The sequence below is a fragment of the Psychrobacter maritimus genome, from assembly GCF_029953575.1.
Lineage (GTDB): Bacteria > Pseudomonadota > Gammaproteobacteria > Pseudomonadales > Moraxellaceae > Psychrobacter > Psychrobacter maritimus.
In genome coordinates this window covers 2813283-2828518 of the sequence record NZ_CP124526.1, presented here as the reverse complement: position 1 = coordinate 2828518, position 15236 = coordinate 2813283, and the positions used below count along the sequence as shown (strand labels likewise).

14 protein-coding genes are annotated in these 15236 nt (G+C 43.7%); 4 read left to right on the top strand and 10 right to left on the bottom strand.

Going from position 1 to position 15236, the window contains the following annotated elements:
• Position 1: 1 nt before the first annotated feature.
• Positions 2 to 1066, top strand: a complete 1065-nt coding sequence (locus QJS82_RS12075) for a disulfide isomerase DsbC N-terminal domain-containing protein (protein ID WP_281490649.1) — start codon at positions 2 to 4, stop codon at positions 1064 to 1066.
• Positions 1067 to 1222: 156 nt separating this feature from the next.
• On the opposite strand, the gene QJS82_RS12070 is transcribed toward QJS82_RS12075, so the two are convergent.
• Positions 1223 to 1876 carry a DUF2939 domain-containing protein gene (locus tag QJS82_RS12070; RefSeq protein ID WP_281490648.1) on the bottom strand — a complete coding sequence of 218 codons (654 nt, stop codon included), beginning with the start codon at positions 1874 to 1876 and terminating at the stop codon, positions 1223 to 1225.
• A gap of 431 nt (positions 1877 to 2307) precedes the next feature.
• On the opposite strand from QJS82_RS12070, the gene dnaJ reads away from it, so the two are divergent.
• The gene (dnaJ, locus tag QJS82_RS12065) at positions 2308 to 3438 is read left to right on the top strand and encodes a molecular chaperone DnaJ (protein WP_281490647.1); all 1131 of its coding nucleotides are present in this window, start codon (positions 2308 to 2310) and stop codon (positions 3436 to 3438) included.
• 100 nt (positions 3439 to 3538) lie between these two features.
• Here dnaJ and QJS82_RS12060 read toward each other — a convergent pair whose 3' ends face one another.
• Positions 3539 to 4420 (bottom strand): IS982 family transposase, encoded by an 882-nt coding sequence (locus QJS82_RS12060; protein WP_281490017.1) that lies wholly within the window; start codon positions 4418 to 4420, stop codon positions 3539 to 3541.
• Between the two features lie 170 nt (positions 4421 to 4590).
• On the opposite strand from QJS82_RS12060, the gene dapB reads away from it, so the two are divergent.
• Both dapB and QJS82_RS12050 read left to right on the top strand, forming a co-directional pair.
• Positions 4591 to 5421: a 4-hydroxy-tetrahydrodipicolinate reductase gene (dapB, locus tag QJS82_RS12055; protein ID WP_281490646.1), complete on the top strand. Its 831-nt coding sequence runs from the start codon at positions 4591 to 4593 to the stop codon at positions 5419 to 5421.
• Between the two features lie 104 nt (positions 5422 to 5525).
• Complete coding sequence (locus QJS82_RS12050) at positions 5526 to 6470, top strand: hypothetical protein (RefSeq protein ID WP_281490645.1); 945 nt, start codon at positions 5526 to 5528, stop codon at positions 6468 to 6470.
• Between the two features lie 109 nt (positions 6471 to 6579).
• Here the strand turns inward: QJS82_RS12050 and QJS82_RS12045 are convergent, their stop codons facing one another.
• The 8 genes from QJS82_RS12045 to erpA form a co-directional block, all read right to left on the bottom strand.
• Positions 6580 to 7755, bottom strand: a complete 1176-nt coding sequence (locus QJS82_RS12045) for a type III PLP-dependent enzyme (RefSeq protein WP_201620081.1) — start codon at positions 7753 to 7755, stop codon at positions 6580 to 6582.
• 198 nt (positions 7756 to 7953) lie between these two features.
• On the bottom strand, positions 7954 to 8508 hold the full coding sequence (gene def / locus QJS82_RS12040; RefSeq protein WP_281490644.1) for a peptide deformylase: 555 nt from the start codon (positions 8506 to 8508) through the stop codon (positions 7954 to 7956).
• Positions 8509 to 8821: 313 nt separating this feature from the next.
• The gene (locus QJS82_RS12035; RefSeq protein WP_201564232.1) at positions 8822 to 9076 is read right to left on the bottom strand and encodes a GlsB/YeaQ/YmgE family stress response membrane protein; all 255 of its coding nucleotides are present in this window, start codon (positions 9074 to 9076) and stop codon (positions 8822 to 8824) included.
• Positions 9077 to 9513: 437 nt separating this feature from the next.
• Positions 9514 to 11001 carry a UDP-N-acetylmuramate:L-alanyl-gamma-D-glutamyl-meso-diaminopimelate ligase gene (gene mpl, locus QJS82_RS12030; protein ID WP_281490643.1) on the bottom strand — a complete coding sequence of 496 codons (1488 nt, stop codon included), beginning with the start codon at positions 10999 to 11001 and terminating at the stop codon, positions 9514 to 9516.
• Between the two features lie 169 nt (positions 11002 to 11170).
• Positions 11171 to 11794, bottom strand: a complete 624-nt coding sequence (locus QJS82_RS12025) for a copper resistance protein NlpE N-terminal domain-containing protein (RefSeq protein WP_281490642.1) — start codon at positions 11792 to 11794, stop codon at positions 11171 to 11173.
• A gap of 477 nt (positions 11795 to 12271) precedes the next feature.
• Positions 12272 to 12784, bottom strand: coding sequence for a disulfide bond formation protein B (locus QJS82_RS12020; RefSeq protein ID WP_281490641.1), 513 nt, complete (start codon positions 12782 to 12784; stop codon positions 12272 to 12274).
• A 53-nt stretch (positions 12785 to 12837) separates the two neighbouring features.
• Positions 12838 to 14412 (bottom strand): glutamate--cysteine ligase, encoded by a 1575-nt coding sequence (gene gshA, locus QJS82_RS12015; protein WP_281490640.1) that lies wholly within the window; start codon positions 14410 to 14412, stop codon positions 12838 to 12840.
• 403 nt (positions 14413 to 14815) lie between these two features.
• The gene (gene erpA, locus QJS82_RS12010; RefSeq protein ID WP_281490639.1) at positions 14816 to 15196 is read right to left on the bottom strand and encodes an iron-sulfur cluster insertion protein ErpA; all 381 of its coding nucleotides are present in this window, start codon (positions 15194 to 15196) and stop codon (positions 14816 to 14818) included.
• Positions 15197 to 15236: the final 40 nt, after the last annotated feature.

The following is a 15236-nucleotide window of genomic DNA, read 5'->3' as shown; positions in this document are numbered from 1 at the left end:
TGTGAAATTACCTGTATTAAAATCTGCCAGCTTAATCAGCGCCATATTGCTGACGACCACCGCTTGTGCGCAGCCAAGCGCCACTGATGCTATCAAGAAAAATACCAGCCAAGCGCCTCAGACCGCCCAAGCGGCTGGCAGCATAACCAAGTCAGTCGATAGTCAATTACGCCAACTGCTGACCAAAGCTGGTATCAAAACGCAAATCAATTCTATCGTAGTATCTAAACTGCCCAATATGTATCAGGTGAATTTGGCAGGACAGCCGCCGCTGCATATTACCGAAGATGGCAAATATGTCATTCAAGGCGAGCTGCAAAAGAACCCAAGCAAGCGCGTAGTGACCAAAACGCCAACGCGTAGCAGCAGTGCGCAAGTAGGCAAGCCTGTTAGCGCCAGCGTCAAATCTGCCATCCTCGCCAATATGGATGCGCTGAAAAACATGAGTGCAAAAACACCGTTCTTTTATACCGCAGTACCGGGCGTCATTTGGGGCGCAACATTGGAAGGCGTGCCTTTTTTATTATCAGATGATGCGCAGTATATTACCGATGGTGAGATATCCGTGATTGAAAACGGTCAGTTTATCGGGCTCGATCAAGAGTTTGAAAAGCGTAAAAATCAATCGGTATTTGCGACTTTAGATGGTAGCCAGCTGATTAATTATCCAGCGACCGGCCCTGAAAAAGCGGTCATTTATGTGGCCAATGACGTCAATTGTCCTTACTGCCGCCGCTTGCATCAACAGCTGCCCATGCTTAATGCCAAAGGTGTGACGGTAAAAACCATCGGTTATCCGATATATGAGCAGTCGCCTAAGCAAATGCGCGCTATCTGGTGTCAGAGCAATGAAGACAGTCGTCGCAGCGCTTTTGATAAGGCAATGTTAAAGGGAGAGATGACCCCTGCACCAGCAAGTTGTAACGTCGATTATGTGACTCCTAACCGTGAAAAAGCGGCAGGGCTTGCGGTAATGGCGACGCCTGCTATTTATCGTGAAGATGGCGTGCTGTATCAAGCAAGCTTTGAGAGCCCTGAGTTTTTAGAGTTTTTGGGCGTAGAGTAGTTAGTGTTAACTATTTTAAGTCTATGAGATAAAGTCTTTAATAAAAATAACTCATAAAAAAACTGCCTTATGAACTTAGCTTATAGGGCAGTTTTTTTATTGCGCTTAATGATTGATTCTATCCGTCTATCTCAGTGACAGCTATTGCAGCAACAGCTATTGCGGCAAGACGATATCAACGATTTGCCAATTTATCAAACCATCTCGCTGCATCTCGATAGTAAGCGGATAACCTTTAACCTGACCGCTGATAGTAAAGCAATTAATGCCGCAATAGCTCAGTGTTGGCTTATCGCTATCCGTACCTTGCGCTGCTTGTTGTTCCAGTTCCGCCGCTTGCTTTTGCATGATTTGCTGCATCTGGTTTTTGACGACTGCATTGACGTCGCCGCGATTGATGATTAAGTTTTGAATCAGGTTCTTTAAATCGACTTGATTACTGGCGATTGCCCATGCGGCGGCAAGCTCCTTGGTCGCGGTATTGGCCTGACCTTGGGTATTAATCAGTTTTTCGATATTTTGCGGGGTAATAGCACCATCGACTGCTTGGATAATAAAACCATTGGCTGCTTCCGTTAATGGCGCACCGCCAAGTTCCGCAACCAATGGATATTTGGTCATGGTTAGCGCAAACTGGCCGGTCAGCTGATTTTGGATACTTGGACGTACCTGTTCATAATCAATCGCCGCTGCGATAGTCGCGCCATCTTTAGCATCATAGGCATTTTTCAGCTGATAGGCGCTATAGTAAGGCGAGCCGCCATAGACAGCGACTGCAATGACAATCAATAAAACAATCAGCTTTTTCATAAAAATTGCTACCTTAGCGCAAACGCAATGGCGGTAAATCTCAAAAATAGGATTTAAAACCCCATCAATATGGCGCTAAATATTAGCATGGCCGGCCTTTATAAAGGTATAAAAACCTTTGCTCAATTCTTAACAAAACCTTTTTTAGCAGGCTTAAAACCTCATAAGTCAGAATTTCAGCATCCAAGCGCTTGATAAATCATGTTGGCATCTCCATAAATAGCGCAAACTTTTAATAAATTGATTTGGCTAAGCAGCATCCCACCGTATTCGCTTGCAAGATTCATAAATCATCCTCTTTGCCGCCACGTATTTCGCTATGTTTCATGTGAAACCTTTTAGTGCGAGTGTAGGTAGAATGATAAGTAGGGTGATTGACTCGGGTTGATGAATCGACCGACCGGTGGACTGTGAAGACGATAGGAGAGCCCATGAGTAAGCGCGATTTTTATGAAATATTAGGTGTCAGTAAGACTGCTGATAGCAAGGAAATTAAGCGAGCCTACCGCAAGCTGGCCATGAAATACCATCCAGACCGTAACTCTGAAGATCCTGATGCTGAAGATAAGTTTAAAGAAGCATCGATGGCTTATGAAGTACTGAGCAACGAAGAAAAACGCTCAGCTTATGACCGTATGGGTCATGCTGCGTTTGAAAACGGCATGGGCGGTGGTGGTTTCGGCGGCGGCGGTGGCAATTTCCAAGATATCTTTGGCGATATCTTTGGCAACTTTGGCGATATCTTTGGTCAGTCGCGTGGCGGCGGTGGACGTTCACGTCGCGGCTCAGACCTGCGTTATGTCATTGAGCTGACGCTAGAAGAGGCGGTACGTGGCTGCAAAAAAGAAATCAGCTTTACGGCTCCTGCGCCTTGTGATACTTGTGATGGTAAGGGCGCCAAAGATGCCTCTGATATCGTCACTTGTCAGACCTGTCATGGTCAAGGTCAAGTACGTATGCAGCAAGGCTTCTTTGCCGTACAGCAAGCGTGCCCACAGTGTGGCGGCTCTGGTAAACAGATTAAAAATCCTTGCTCTGACTGTCATGGTAATGGCGTTAAGGACAAATCACGTACGCTTGAAGTGTCTATTCCAGCGGGCGTCGATGATGGTGACCGCGTCCGCCTAGCAGGTGAAGGCGAGGCAGGTGGCGCTGGTGTACAGAACGGCGATTTATACGTCGAAGTACGCGTGAAACCGCATGATGTCTTTACCCGTCAAGGCGCCGACCTTTATATGGACGTGCCAGTGAGCATCACCGATGCGGCACTCGGTAAAGAAGTTGAAATCCCAACCCTAGATGGCAAAGTGAAAATCAAGGTTGCCGAAGGCACGCAAAGTGGTAAATTGTTGCGTGTACGCGGTAAAGGCGTGACGCCAGTACGTACGACCATGAAAGGTGATTTGATTTGCCGTGTGGTTATCGAGACGCCAGTGAACCTGACTCGCGAGCAAAAAGACCTGTTGCGCCAGTTCCAAGATACACTTGATGGCGACAGCAAGCATCAGCAGTCACCACATAAAAAATCATTCTTTAAAAAGATTGGCGATTTATTTGATTGATAGCTAAGTTTAACCGTTTATGTAATTTTAAGGCCTATTGTTTCACGTGAAACGATAGGCCTTTTGGTTGATGCTATAAAAAACCATTTATACCCCACTCTCAACTTGAAATAAGCAAATCAAACTGAAGAGGCGGATTACCAAGTTTTTTGTTGAGTACAAAGCACAGATTGTGTGAAAGAATCTTACGAATCAATCGATGAGACAAATGCCATAAATCTCTTGCTCGTACCCTTTGTATATTAAATCGTTCTGATAGCTGACCAATGACTGTTTCAACGATACGGCGGGCTTTCATTAGCCGCCTTACCACAGGTTTGGGTCTATCCTCTTTCATGTTGGCTCTGAGTGGCGTTTGTAAATCCACGCCTTGAGCGTCGTAGTACGATGTCAGACTAGGGCTGATATACCCTTTATCAGCGCCAAGTAGCCCATGAATATGAGTGGTGATTTCTGGGGCAACCGCTCTTTCATCAACATTGGCAGGAGCAAAGGTAAAGCCTTTAATCATGCCCGATAAGTTAACAAGCAAATGGCCTTCAAAGCCATAGTACCTCTCTTGCTTAGCGGCACAGTAGCTAAAAGCTGCTAAGTCTTGATAATTCTTATGCCGATAAGCGCGTCCATAATGACAGACGGGTATCGGAAAGCCATCCATAAAATGAATGTTGTCACGGCCTTCAATTTGACTGACTTTATCTTGTATCTGCTGTTTGACTTGCCACAGATTAGCGCAATGCTTTGCGAAGTTAGGATATGAGCCGATGGCTGGAAACCAGGCTTGCCAATGCTGGGTAAAGTATTGCCAAATTTGTTTGTCTTGATCAAGGTGTAAAAATTCACCGACCATCTCCATGCAAATAACCTCAGGATCACTTAGCTTTGGCGCGTAACCTGCACTTCGCAAGGGTTTGGTGACGACTATTTTGTAATATTGCTCTACCATTAAATAGATATTGATGATAAATTCGTCTATGGGCATCTCACAACTCCATTGTATTCTTGGTCGAAAACAATAGATTAGTGAGGTGCTCTTCTTTTTTCAATTACTTTCGAAGTTGAGAGTGGGGTATTTATACATTATATTTGCTAAACTTAACCTCATAAATTTAAAAACCAATCTATTAAAAATAAAATATCTAGGGTAGTTATATGAGTCAGCAAGAAAATAAACAAAGTATTAAAGTCGGCGTTATTGGTGCTGGTGGTCGTATGGGGCGTATGCTTATCGAAGCGGTACAGGAAAACCCGCAAACGACACTAAACGCGGCGATTGAGCGTCAGGGTTCAAGCCTTGTCGGTGCCGATGCTGGCGAAGTTGCAGCGATTGGTCGTCTAGATGTGCAGATTGTCGATGATTTAAAAGCCGTTATTAATGACATTGATGTGCTGATTGATTTTAGCTTACCTGATGCGACCGAACAAAATATGCAAATCTGCGCGGCGAATAAGGTTGCGATGGTGATTGGCACCACAGGCTTTAATGAACAGCAAGAGCAGGTGCTGGCAGAAGCAAGTAAGCAAATCGCTATCGTCTATGCCGGTAATTATTCAACAGGCGTCAATCTGTCCTTAAAATTGCTCGGTATGGCAGCAAAAGCATTTGGTAATGATGCTGATGTAGAAGTCATCGAAGCCCATCATAAGCATAAAATCGATGCGCCATCGGGTACCGCTTACATGATGGCAGAAGCGGTCGCAGAGGCGCGCGGGCAAAACCTAAAAGACGTTGCCGTTTATGGTCGCGAAGGACAGACCGGCGAGCGTAAAGCCGGCAGCATTGGTATTCATGCGATACGTGGCGGTGAAATCATCGGTGATCATACCGTGATGTTTATTGCAGATGGTGAAGTGGTTGAAATTACCCACCGTGCGCGTGCACGTATGACCTTTGCCGCTGGTGCGGTACGTGCAGCTACTTGGGTTATTAAGCAGGAAGTTGGTCAATATAATATGCAAGATGTTTTAGGATTAAATGACTAGGCTTTAACGAGCAATATTTGAATTATGAAGGTTTTTTTTGCTTGTTGCTTAATGGCTACTTGATATGGCTTTTGATAGCGTTTAACTATTGCTAGAGGTCAGTTATGAATAAGTTTAGTGAAAATCTAATAGCGCGTTTTGGTCGCACAGTGGCTATACTTAACACTATTAAAAATATAAAAACGGCCAAAACCATAATTTATACGCGCCCGATAGCATTTACCTTAAGTTTAACTATACTGCCAATAGTCGTGCAAGCTGCTGCTTATCAAACCTATGTCATTCATACCTATGGCGGTGAGGCGTTATTACCAGCCGTTCGTCAGCAGTTAAATGCCAGTCGCGACGGCGGCACGGTATCGACTTATCAAGATAAATTAGTATTGCATACCACTACTGCTAATTATCAAGCCGTACAACAATTACTTAGCCAAATTGATGGTCAACCACAATCCTTGACCGTTGCAGTACGTGTGGGTAATAGTAGTCAATCCCAAGGTAATATCCAGCAAGGTCAGGTCATTATTAGCAATCGCGGTATTCAGGGCACAGGTGTAATTAACCAACGTAGCAGTCAGCAACAAGGCAATAATTTATATCAAGTACAAACGTTGTCTGGCAGTGCTGCAAGTATCAGTACAGGCACGCTGTATTCGCTGAATCAAACCTATATTGCTAATAGTTATCCAAATTATCCAGCCTATCCGATTTATCATGGTCCGTCGGGGCAAATTATTATTCAGCAGCAAGTATTATTACCAACGACCCAAGGGATTGCCGTTACGCCAAGGCTATTGCCAAATGGGCAAGTTGAAGTAACATTAACCCAAGTAGAAGAACAGCTCGTGCGCGCTAATCCTTCTTATAATCGCTATGGTTATAATAATAGCGTGCAAGGGCAAAGATTACATAGCACCATCATCGTGCCACGCGGGCAATGGGTCAATATTGGACAAATTTCACAAAATAATCAAAGCCAAAGCTCAGGTTATGGCAGTAATCGAGTTATTAGCAGCAATAGTGTGCCTATCTCGCTATTGGTACAGTAGTTAGTATTTACTAATGCCACCTCGCTGAACATATTAAAATAGACACAAAAAAGCGCGGTACTGCTTATCACAGTACCGCGCTTTTTTATTGACATTGATTGTTTAAAAGTTAATCAATATAAATCACTTCTAACGGTGGGAAACCATTGAACTCAACCGACGAATACGAGTTGGTATATGCACCCGTGGTTAACCAAAAGATTTTATCGCCAATCTCAAGCTCTTCTGGCAACTGATAACCGGCTTCTTCATACATAATATCGGTTGAGTCGCAAGTTGGACCGGCTAATACAACCGTGCCTTCGCTGGTTGACGTTTCCATTTTAGGCGTATAAACAGGGTATTTGATGGCTTCACCCAAAGTCTCGATTAAGCCTTGGAATAAGCCCACATCGGTATAGACCCAGCGCGTCAAATCCGTATCCGATTTACGTGAAATAAGCACCACATCACTGACCAATACACCCGAACCACCAACCAATGAGCGACCGGGTTCCAAAATAATATCAGGCATCTCATCTTCATTATAATCATCGGTCAGATAACGGGTAATCTCTTCCGCGTAGACTTTTACTGGATTGACTTCGCTGATATAGTTCGCTGGAAAGCCGCCGCCCAAATTAATCATTTGTAGCTTAATGCCTTCTTCATTTTTCATCCAGTCAAACATATATTTGACCTTGGCAAGCGCATCATCCCAAGCAGCAACGTCTTTTTGCTGGCTACCGACGTGGAACGAGATGCCATACGGCACTAAGCCCAAATCGCGCGCTTGTATCAACAGATCAATCGCCATATTTGGATGGCAACCAAATTTGCGTGATAGCGGCCATTCTGCGGTTTCAGACCCTTGTACTAAAATACGTACAAAGATTCTTGAACCAGGCGCGTGCTTAGCGATATTTTTTAAATCCGCTTCTGAGTCGGTCGCATATAAATCAATACCTTTCTCAAAAGCATACTTCACATGCTGCGCTTTTTTAATGGTATTGCCATAAGAGATACGTGATGGCTCAACGCCGCAATCGAGCACGCGGTCAAGCTCGTAGATTGACGCACAGTCAAAGTTTGAACCAAGCTCAGCAAGCAAGTTAATCACTTCAACCGCAGGACTTGCCTTCATTGCATAATGAATTTTCGCCTTTGGGAAAAACCCGACCATTTCCGCATATTTGGTTTTAATACGGCTAAGGTCGACGACCAAAAACGGGGTTTCGCGACCTTCGGCAGCTTTGGTGAATTTCTGCCAGCCGGCAGGGTCAAAATATTGGTCAATTTTGATCATGGTCATGGTTGGAAACCTTTAATGAAGACACTAGATGTCAGAGGATAAAAACGTCAGAGAGTAAAAGCCAATATCAACGTCATAAGCTTATTATCGTAAGTCTTGTTATTAATAACGCTTAATAACAATCGTAATTTATTAACGATATTTCTTAATGATAATAAAATAACAGCAAACACGGCTTAAAAAATGAATAAATTAAGAGCTGGCCGTTTGCGGCTGTTTATCCGCGATTTGTTCACCCTGTTTTTCGCGTATTTTAAGCACTTTACGGACTTTATCACGCGCACGAGTTTGCTTAAGACGCGATAAATAATCGACGAAGATGACCCCATTTAAGTGGTCCATCTCATGCTGAATGCAAACGGCAAGTAAGCCTTCGACTTCTTCATCAATCTTATTGCCATTCTCATCTAAGGCTTCGATACGCACTTTATTCGGACGCTCAACCTTATCATAGACTTCAGGTACCGACAAACAACCCTCTTCGTACGGCTGCTTTTCTTCTACCAATGGCGTGACTTTAGGATTAATAAACACCCTTGGGCTGTCTTTATCTTCAGATAAATCCATCACGATTAGCTGAATATGGCGATCGACTTGGCTTGCTGCCAAACCAATACCTTGGGCATCATACATCGTCTCAATCATATCGGCGATTAAGGTTTTGATTTCAGCCGTGACTTCCTTGACAGGCTTGGCAATCGTGCGCAAGCGCGGGTCGGGATAACTTAAAATAGGGAGTAACGCCATAGGGCTCACCTCAATGATAAAGATAAAATAGGTCTGATATTATAAGATAAATGGGGACAAAAGTAATGCTTATCAATACACGACGCTTTATATCCTTGTTTGATAACATAAGCAAAACTTATGATTAATGGTTAAGACAGAATGTAAAAAATAAAACCCGCGCCATAAAAAAGGTCCTGCATCGAGCAAGACCTTTTCTTTATTATTTCTTTATGATGGAGCCTGTTAAATGTTCAATTAAATTGGTAGCTAAGTCAGCTGACACCTAAATTAAAATCCATTTAAATTGAAATACATCAAAACTAAAATAATATTATACGTTGCGCTTACTCATAATCATCTCATAGATAAACAGTAAGATAATCGCACCGATTACTGAGAAGATAAGACCGATAAAGCCGCCATCAGCATTGATACCGATTAAGCCTGCAACAAAACCACCCAGCATCGCACCAACGATACCCAAAACGATGGTCATAATCCAACCCATAGGGTCGCTACCTGGCTTGATAGCACGTGCCAATAAACCTGCGACCAGACCTACAATAATCATCCAAATAAAGCTCATTTTATTCTCCTAATATGTTGCCATTTATAATATGTTACTTATTTATATTGCTTTCTTTTAATGGATTCATTGTAGTCATTCCTGAAACCAAAAAGTAAGGACAAAATGTTATCTGTGTACGGGCTATGTGAGGAAAAAGCAATATTTGCTATCAAGCAGATGAGATAGGTAAACAGTAGGTTACAAAGGTAGTAAAGTCGCTAACAGACTTAATAGTTAGTAGTGCTAATGTACAGCGTTCTAAGGGGGAGGTTTTATTTAATGGAACGCAGTAACATAGGCAAGTTAGGGGGACAAGTTAGGGAAAATTAAGTGATAGAAGTGATAGAAGCGAGGTAGGATTGACATTGTAGATTATTAGATATAAAAAAAGCGCCGCTCGTTTAACGAACCGCGCTTTTAAGCATTGTTAATATGTTTAGTTTTTTAACAAAGTCTTATTGGGTGCGTAGAGCTGTTAATAGACGCTGATGAATACCTTCAAAGCCACCGTTTGACATAATCACAATAGCATCACCTGCCTTTGCATGGGTGCTGATATGCTCAATAATAGTATCGACGCTAGAAAGTACCTGTTGGTTACCCATATTTGGATTTACCATATTGGCATTTTCGATGACTTCTCTTAAGCCCCATTCAAGTCCCGTAGGCTCATACCATAACGTATGGTCGGCGAGGGCAGCGGACTCAGCCAAGCTGTCTTGATGGATGCCCATTTTCATAGTGTTGCTACGCGGCTCAATAATTGCCCAAATGCGTCTGTCTGCCAGTTTCTTTTTGGCACCATCTAAGGTGGTGGTAATGGCGGTCGGATGATGGGCAAAATCATCAAACACCAAGATATCATTTACATCGCCAATCAGCTCCATGCGGCGTTTGATACCGGCAAAGGCTGACAATGCAGCGCACGCGGTTTTGACATCGACACCAACGTTATAAGCGGCGGCGACCGCAACCAAGGCATTATTGACATTATGAATGCCGCTCATTGACCAATTGACGACTCCTGTTGCTTCTTCATCAGCCGTGAAACTAATATTGAATTGACCGCCATCGGCGCTGATAAGCTCAGCTTGCCAGTCGCTGTTATTTTTTAACGTCTGCTCTTCTGTATTGGTATTATCTGCCGCTGAATCCAGCACAGCTGTACGCCAAATTGGTGTCCAAACGCCTTTTGCCAAGGTGTCTTCTAAACTGATAGTCGCCGCTGGCATGATAATTTTGCCCGTGCTTGGAATCATGCGCACCATATGGTGAAACTGGGTTTGGATGGCATTTAGGTCGGCAAAAATATCGGCATGGTCAAACTCAAGGTTATTCAAAATCGCCGTACGCGGACGATAATGGACGAACTTTGAGCGCTTATCAAAAAACGCTGAATCGTACTCATCGGCTTCGATAACAAAGTAACCCGTTTTTTCAGCGTCATCATTATTTTTTTCAGCGCCCAAGTAGCTGCTATGGGCAAAGACTTGCTGTAAGTGCGCATCAGTGGTATCGACCAATGGCACGCCGCCAATCAAGAACCCTGCATCAATACCTGCATAATGTAGTATCCATGCCAGCATGGTCGTCGTTGTGGTCTTACCATGCGTACCTGCCACCGCAATGACGTGGCGCGATTGCAGCACTTGCTCGGATAAAAACTGTGGTCCTGAGGTATAGCGTAAACCGCTATCTAGCATATATTCGATGACATCCATACCACGTTTCATCGCATTACCAACCACCACCAAATCAGGCGCTGGCTGCAAATGTTCGACCAAATAGCCTTCGGCAATCGTGACGCCTGCATTTTCAAGTTGGGTAGACATCGGCGGATAGACATTGGCGTCTGAACCCGTGACCGTATGCCCAAGCGCGCGTGCCAATAATGCCAGCGAGCCCATAAAAGTACCACAAATACCAAGAATATGAATATGCATAGACGTTCCGTACGAGCTTGAAAAAGGGAATTGAGCTTGAATATTAGGCAACACATATTAGTGCAGCAGACAGCTCAATAGACAAAGGCTTATTGTAAAGTAAACACCAGAAGATGACCAATAAAAAACGCCTAGCAAGTAGGCGTTATGTGCTTATCCATTGACACGTTTATTTGCGCGCCAAGCTATAGTCATCATCAGGATTTTTATCTGCGTCTAACTTAATCAAAAGGTTGTCTTTGATATGATAGGTTTCAATATTTTTTCTCTCATAAACAATCATAATCATATCGTCATCTTGGCGATAGACGCCAGATTCTAATAAAGGCGCGCGCGCAGGTTCTGCGTGATTAAAGATACTGGTTTTTAGTACGGAGCCATCAGAAAACAGGTTTAGGGTAATATCGATATTAGCGCAAGATTCGCATGGCACGATGCCGCCATAATCACCCATTAAGGTTGCCTGTAGCGTGCTTTCGTTATTTGATGCAGAAATCATCGGCGTACGACGAGCATTATCATTTATATTGGCCGCCGCAATAAGCGAGGTGCCTTCTTCGCTATTTGCCTTATCTGCTACCTTGTTCGCACTGCTCTTTTGAGACTCATCGTTTGGCACCTCAGCTTGCTGCGTAGCGTTAATCGGCGCACCTTGCGTCGTTTTATTATTGGTAGATGAGGACGCACTGTCACAGCTCATGAGCAGCAAACAGACGGGTAACGCCAATAATGGGCGCATACAGCGTCTGATAGTCGTAACAGCAGAGAAGGAAGTAGACCAAAAAGTTATCATAGTATTACCAAAAACAGTTTTTTAAATAGTATGGCTAGACGCTATCAGTATAATAAATGAGCTAAAGCTTTGAGAGAAATCAAAGAAGATAAGAAAAACAAGCTTAACGGCAATAGCTAAAGTGTGCGACCTTGACTTCGTTAATTTATGTGAGAAGAGTAAGCGAGTAGATAAATAGTAGCGCATTTAGGCGCCACAAAAACCGTACGATAAATACTTTCTATATACGATTAAAGCGTTATAAAGCCGCCCTTTATTCCAATAGGGTAAATAAACCCTGCAAAGATATCAAAGCGTAAAAGTGACTAAGGAGGCTCTTTAGGTGAACTCTATAATCATAAGGGCGAATAAATACCTTTATCAGCTGCAAAATAAGATACAAAAAAAGCGCAAAAATAAAAACCGTCAGTGTAATTAAGCATGACGGTTTTAGTTGGTTATTCATTAAAGCAAATAGCAAAATGGCTTATGAGTACTCTAGCGCACAGGACGAACAATGCGCCACAATATAAGCACATGCGTTAATATCAAAATACTAAATAAAATCAAAGATTGCTCTGGGATACTCAGCCCCATAAACGTCCAGTCGATAGAAGCACATTCACCAGAACCGGCAAACACTTCTTTTAGTACCTGCTGCATAGGGAGGGTATCGAGCCAGTAATCTAAACCTGGGCCACATGACGGCACTTGGTCAGCCGGTAGATGCTGTAGCCAAACATGACGCCCTGCTACTATCGCGGCCCAGCCAATACCTGCCAAGCTACCCAACCATAGTAGCAAGCGTGTCGCCATTGATTTTGGATTAAATACCGCCGCGATGAGCGCAAAGCCGCCCATCACCATCAGCCCAATACGCTGAAAAATACACAGCGGACAAGGCGAAAACCCCATATAACGCTGCAAAAAAAACAACGCAAAACTCATGCCTATTACGGTCATTATCACTAAAAACACTTGCAGATTACGGTAAGTGGTCAGCTGTCGCATGGGGCGCATACTCTTATAAAGTGCTCATTGATGAAGGGTAAAATTATAAAAATTTAGCGATATTGCTGTAAGAAATCCATAAAATCTTCGGTTTCAGCGGCTTCAAGCTCAGCTTGCTGTAGGATAGATTTTTCGGCAAGTACTTCATATTTGGCTTGCGTGTTTGGACTCAAAGTCTGTTGTAATAACGACTCACGATGCTGCTGCGCTAAAGTAAAGCCAAGCTGCCATAAACTGCCCAAACGCTTACTATCAGAATTAACCTGCGCCGAAATAGTTGACTCAGAGTGTCCTGCTTTACCTTGCATCAAGGCAACCGCCGCACGATAGTCATTACCACCATAATGTGCATCAAGCAGGGCTGCCAATGGCTGCATACGGCTTAAATGGGTGAGCATCCAGCTTTCTAGAGTTTGTTCAGCGCCGTTATTGATAATCTGTAAGTTTTCACGGCGACCTTCATTGACCACGCGCTCAAGATTAACAGCCAAGGCTTCTTCTTCTGCAGGCAGCAGCTCTGGCGAATCACTCAGTAAGCAATATAGCGCCATCACTTCTAAAAAGCAGGCACTAGATAAGCGAATACCAATATCGCTATACGGGTCAAGGTCAATAGCACGAAACTCAACGTAAGCAATGCCGCGACGCTCAAGCGCTTCGGTTGGGCTCTCGCCACTTTCGGCGATTTGTTTTGGGCGGATAGGGCTATAGTATTCATTTTCTATTTGTAGAATATGATCATTGATTTGAATCGGGTTGCCATCGGCATCATTTAAGCCCAGTTTCTCAAAGCTTGCATGCGGGGTTTGAATCGCACGGCGCAGCCCCTTGATATACTCGGGTAAATTGTTATAGCGGATATCGAGATGTTCTTGCACGCTGTTGGTATAACCGAGCTTACCCATACGTAGGCTGGTCGCAGTCGGCTTATAATAGGTCGAATCATTGAGCAGCTCAAGGTCATGCTCAACCCCTGACACAAAGCAAGGGCAGACACTGGGACTTGCACCCAATAAATACAGCACCAAACTGGTCAGACGTTTAAAGTTACGAATCAATCCCAGATACTTATCGTTTCTAAATTCTGTCAGGGTCAGGTCTTGTGCGGTTGGCGTTTGCGCTTGCCACGCGGCAAATAAATCATCGCCAAACGATAGGTTATAATGTAAACCAGCAATCGTCTGCATACGGCGACCATAACGGATGCCAAGTCCACTACGATATAATGTTTTCAGCTTACCGGTATTAGAGCTGCCATAATCGGCCAGTGGGATATCTTCATCATTGGACGACAGCATACACGGCATCGATAGTGGCCACATCAGCTCACCTTCAGGCATACCTTGATAGACCAATAAATGCAGTTGGCGCAGCATATTTAAGGTTTCTTTTGGCGAGGTCTTGGGGTCAGTGATAAGCTCAAGCAGGCTTTCTGAATAATCCGTGGTGATAAACGGATGGGTAAGTTTGGAGCCAAGCTTAGTCGGATGCGGCGTTTGTGCCAAATAACCATCAGGTTTGACACGCAGCCCTTCTTTTTCGATACCGCGGAGCATACCCGCTAGGTGCTGACTGTCAAACCAGTTTGGAATTTTAAAATCGACAAAGCTGCTCGCAAAATTACTCATAATAGTCATCTGTTGTTATTAGTTATGTTCGGTCGAAACACAGGCGGTCCGACCGCAAAAAGGGGTTAGAGAATCACGTCAGTTTAGCCCAAAGCGACCCTAAAAACCACGTGCAATTACAAATACAGTAAGCTTTGCCGGCGTTCAATTCGAACAGTTTTAATGCAAAAACTGGCGATAAAATAGCCGCAAAAACCTAAGATAAAGAGGGTCGGTTGTACTTCTTGGGCTTTACTTTCCCATAGCTTGTATGGTGCGTCATGACCGCTTTATCAATATCAAACCGTCTAATATTATCTATTACTCATAAAGCGGTAGACTAAAAAGCACCTAACGATAAGATAGGTGCCTCAATAAAATAAAGAAAAATGATTCAAAAATTATTGATTTAAAAAACAGTGATTTAGATAGAAAACGATGAGCCACAGCCACAAGTGGTGGTGGCGTTCGGATTGGTGACGATAAAGCGCGCACCTTCTAAGCCTTCGGTATAGTCAACTGTAGAGCCTTGTAGATACTGATAGCTCAGCGAATCGACGACTAGGGTCACATCGTCATTATCAAAATTCGCATCGTCCTCATTGAGCTCGTTGGCAAAGTTGAAACCATAAGAGAAGCCTGAGCAGCCACCACCCGTCACATATACACGCAGCATCAGGTTGCTGTCACCTTCTTCTTCACGCAGACGACGCACCTTTTGTGCGGCACTGTCCGTTAGGTTTAAAACAGTTGGATCAACGGGTTGGTTTGAGCTTGGGTTAAATTGGTTGGCTGATTCGTTCATATCTACCTCAGTTGCTAAAATCAAATGATATTGTTTTTTA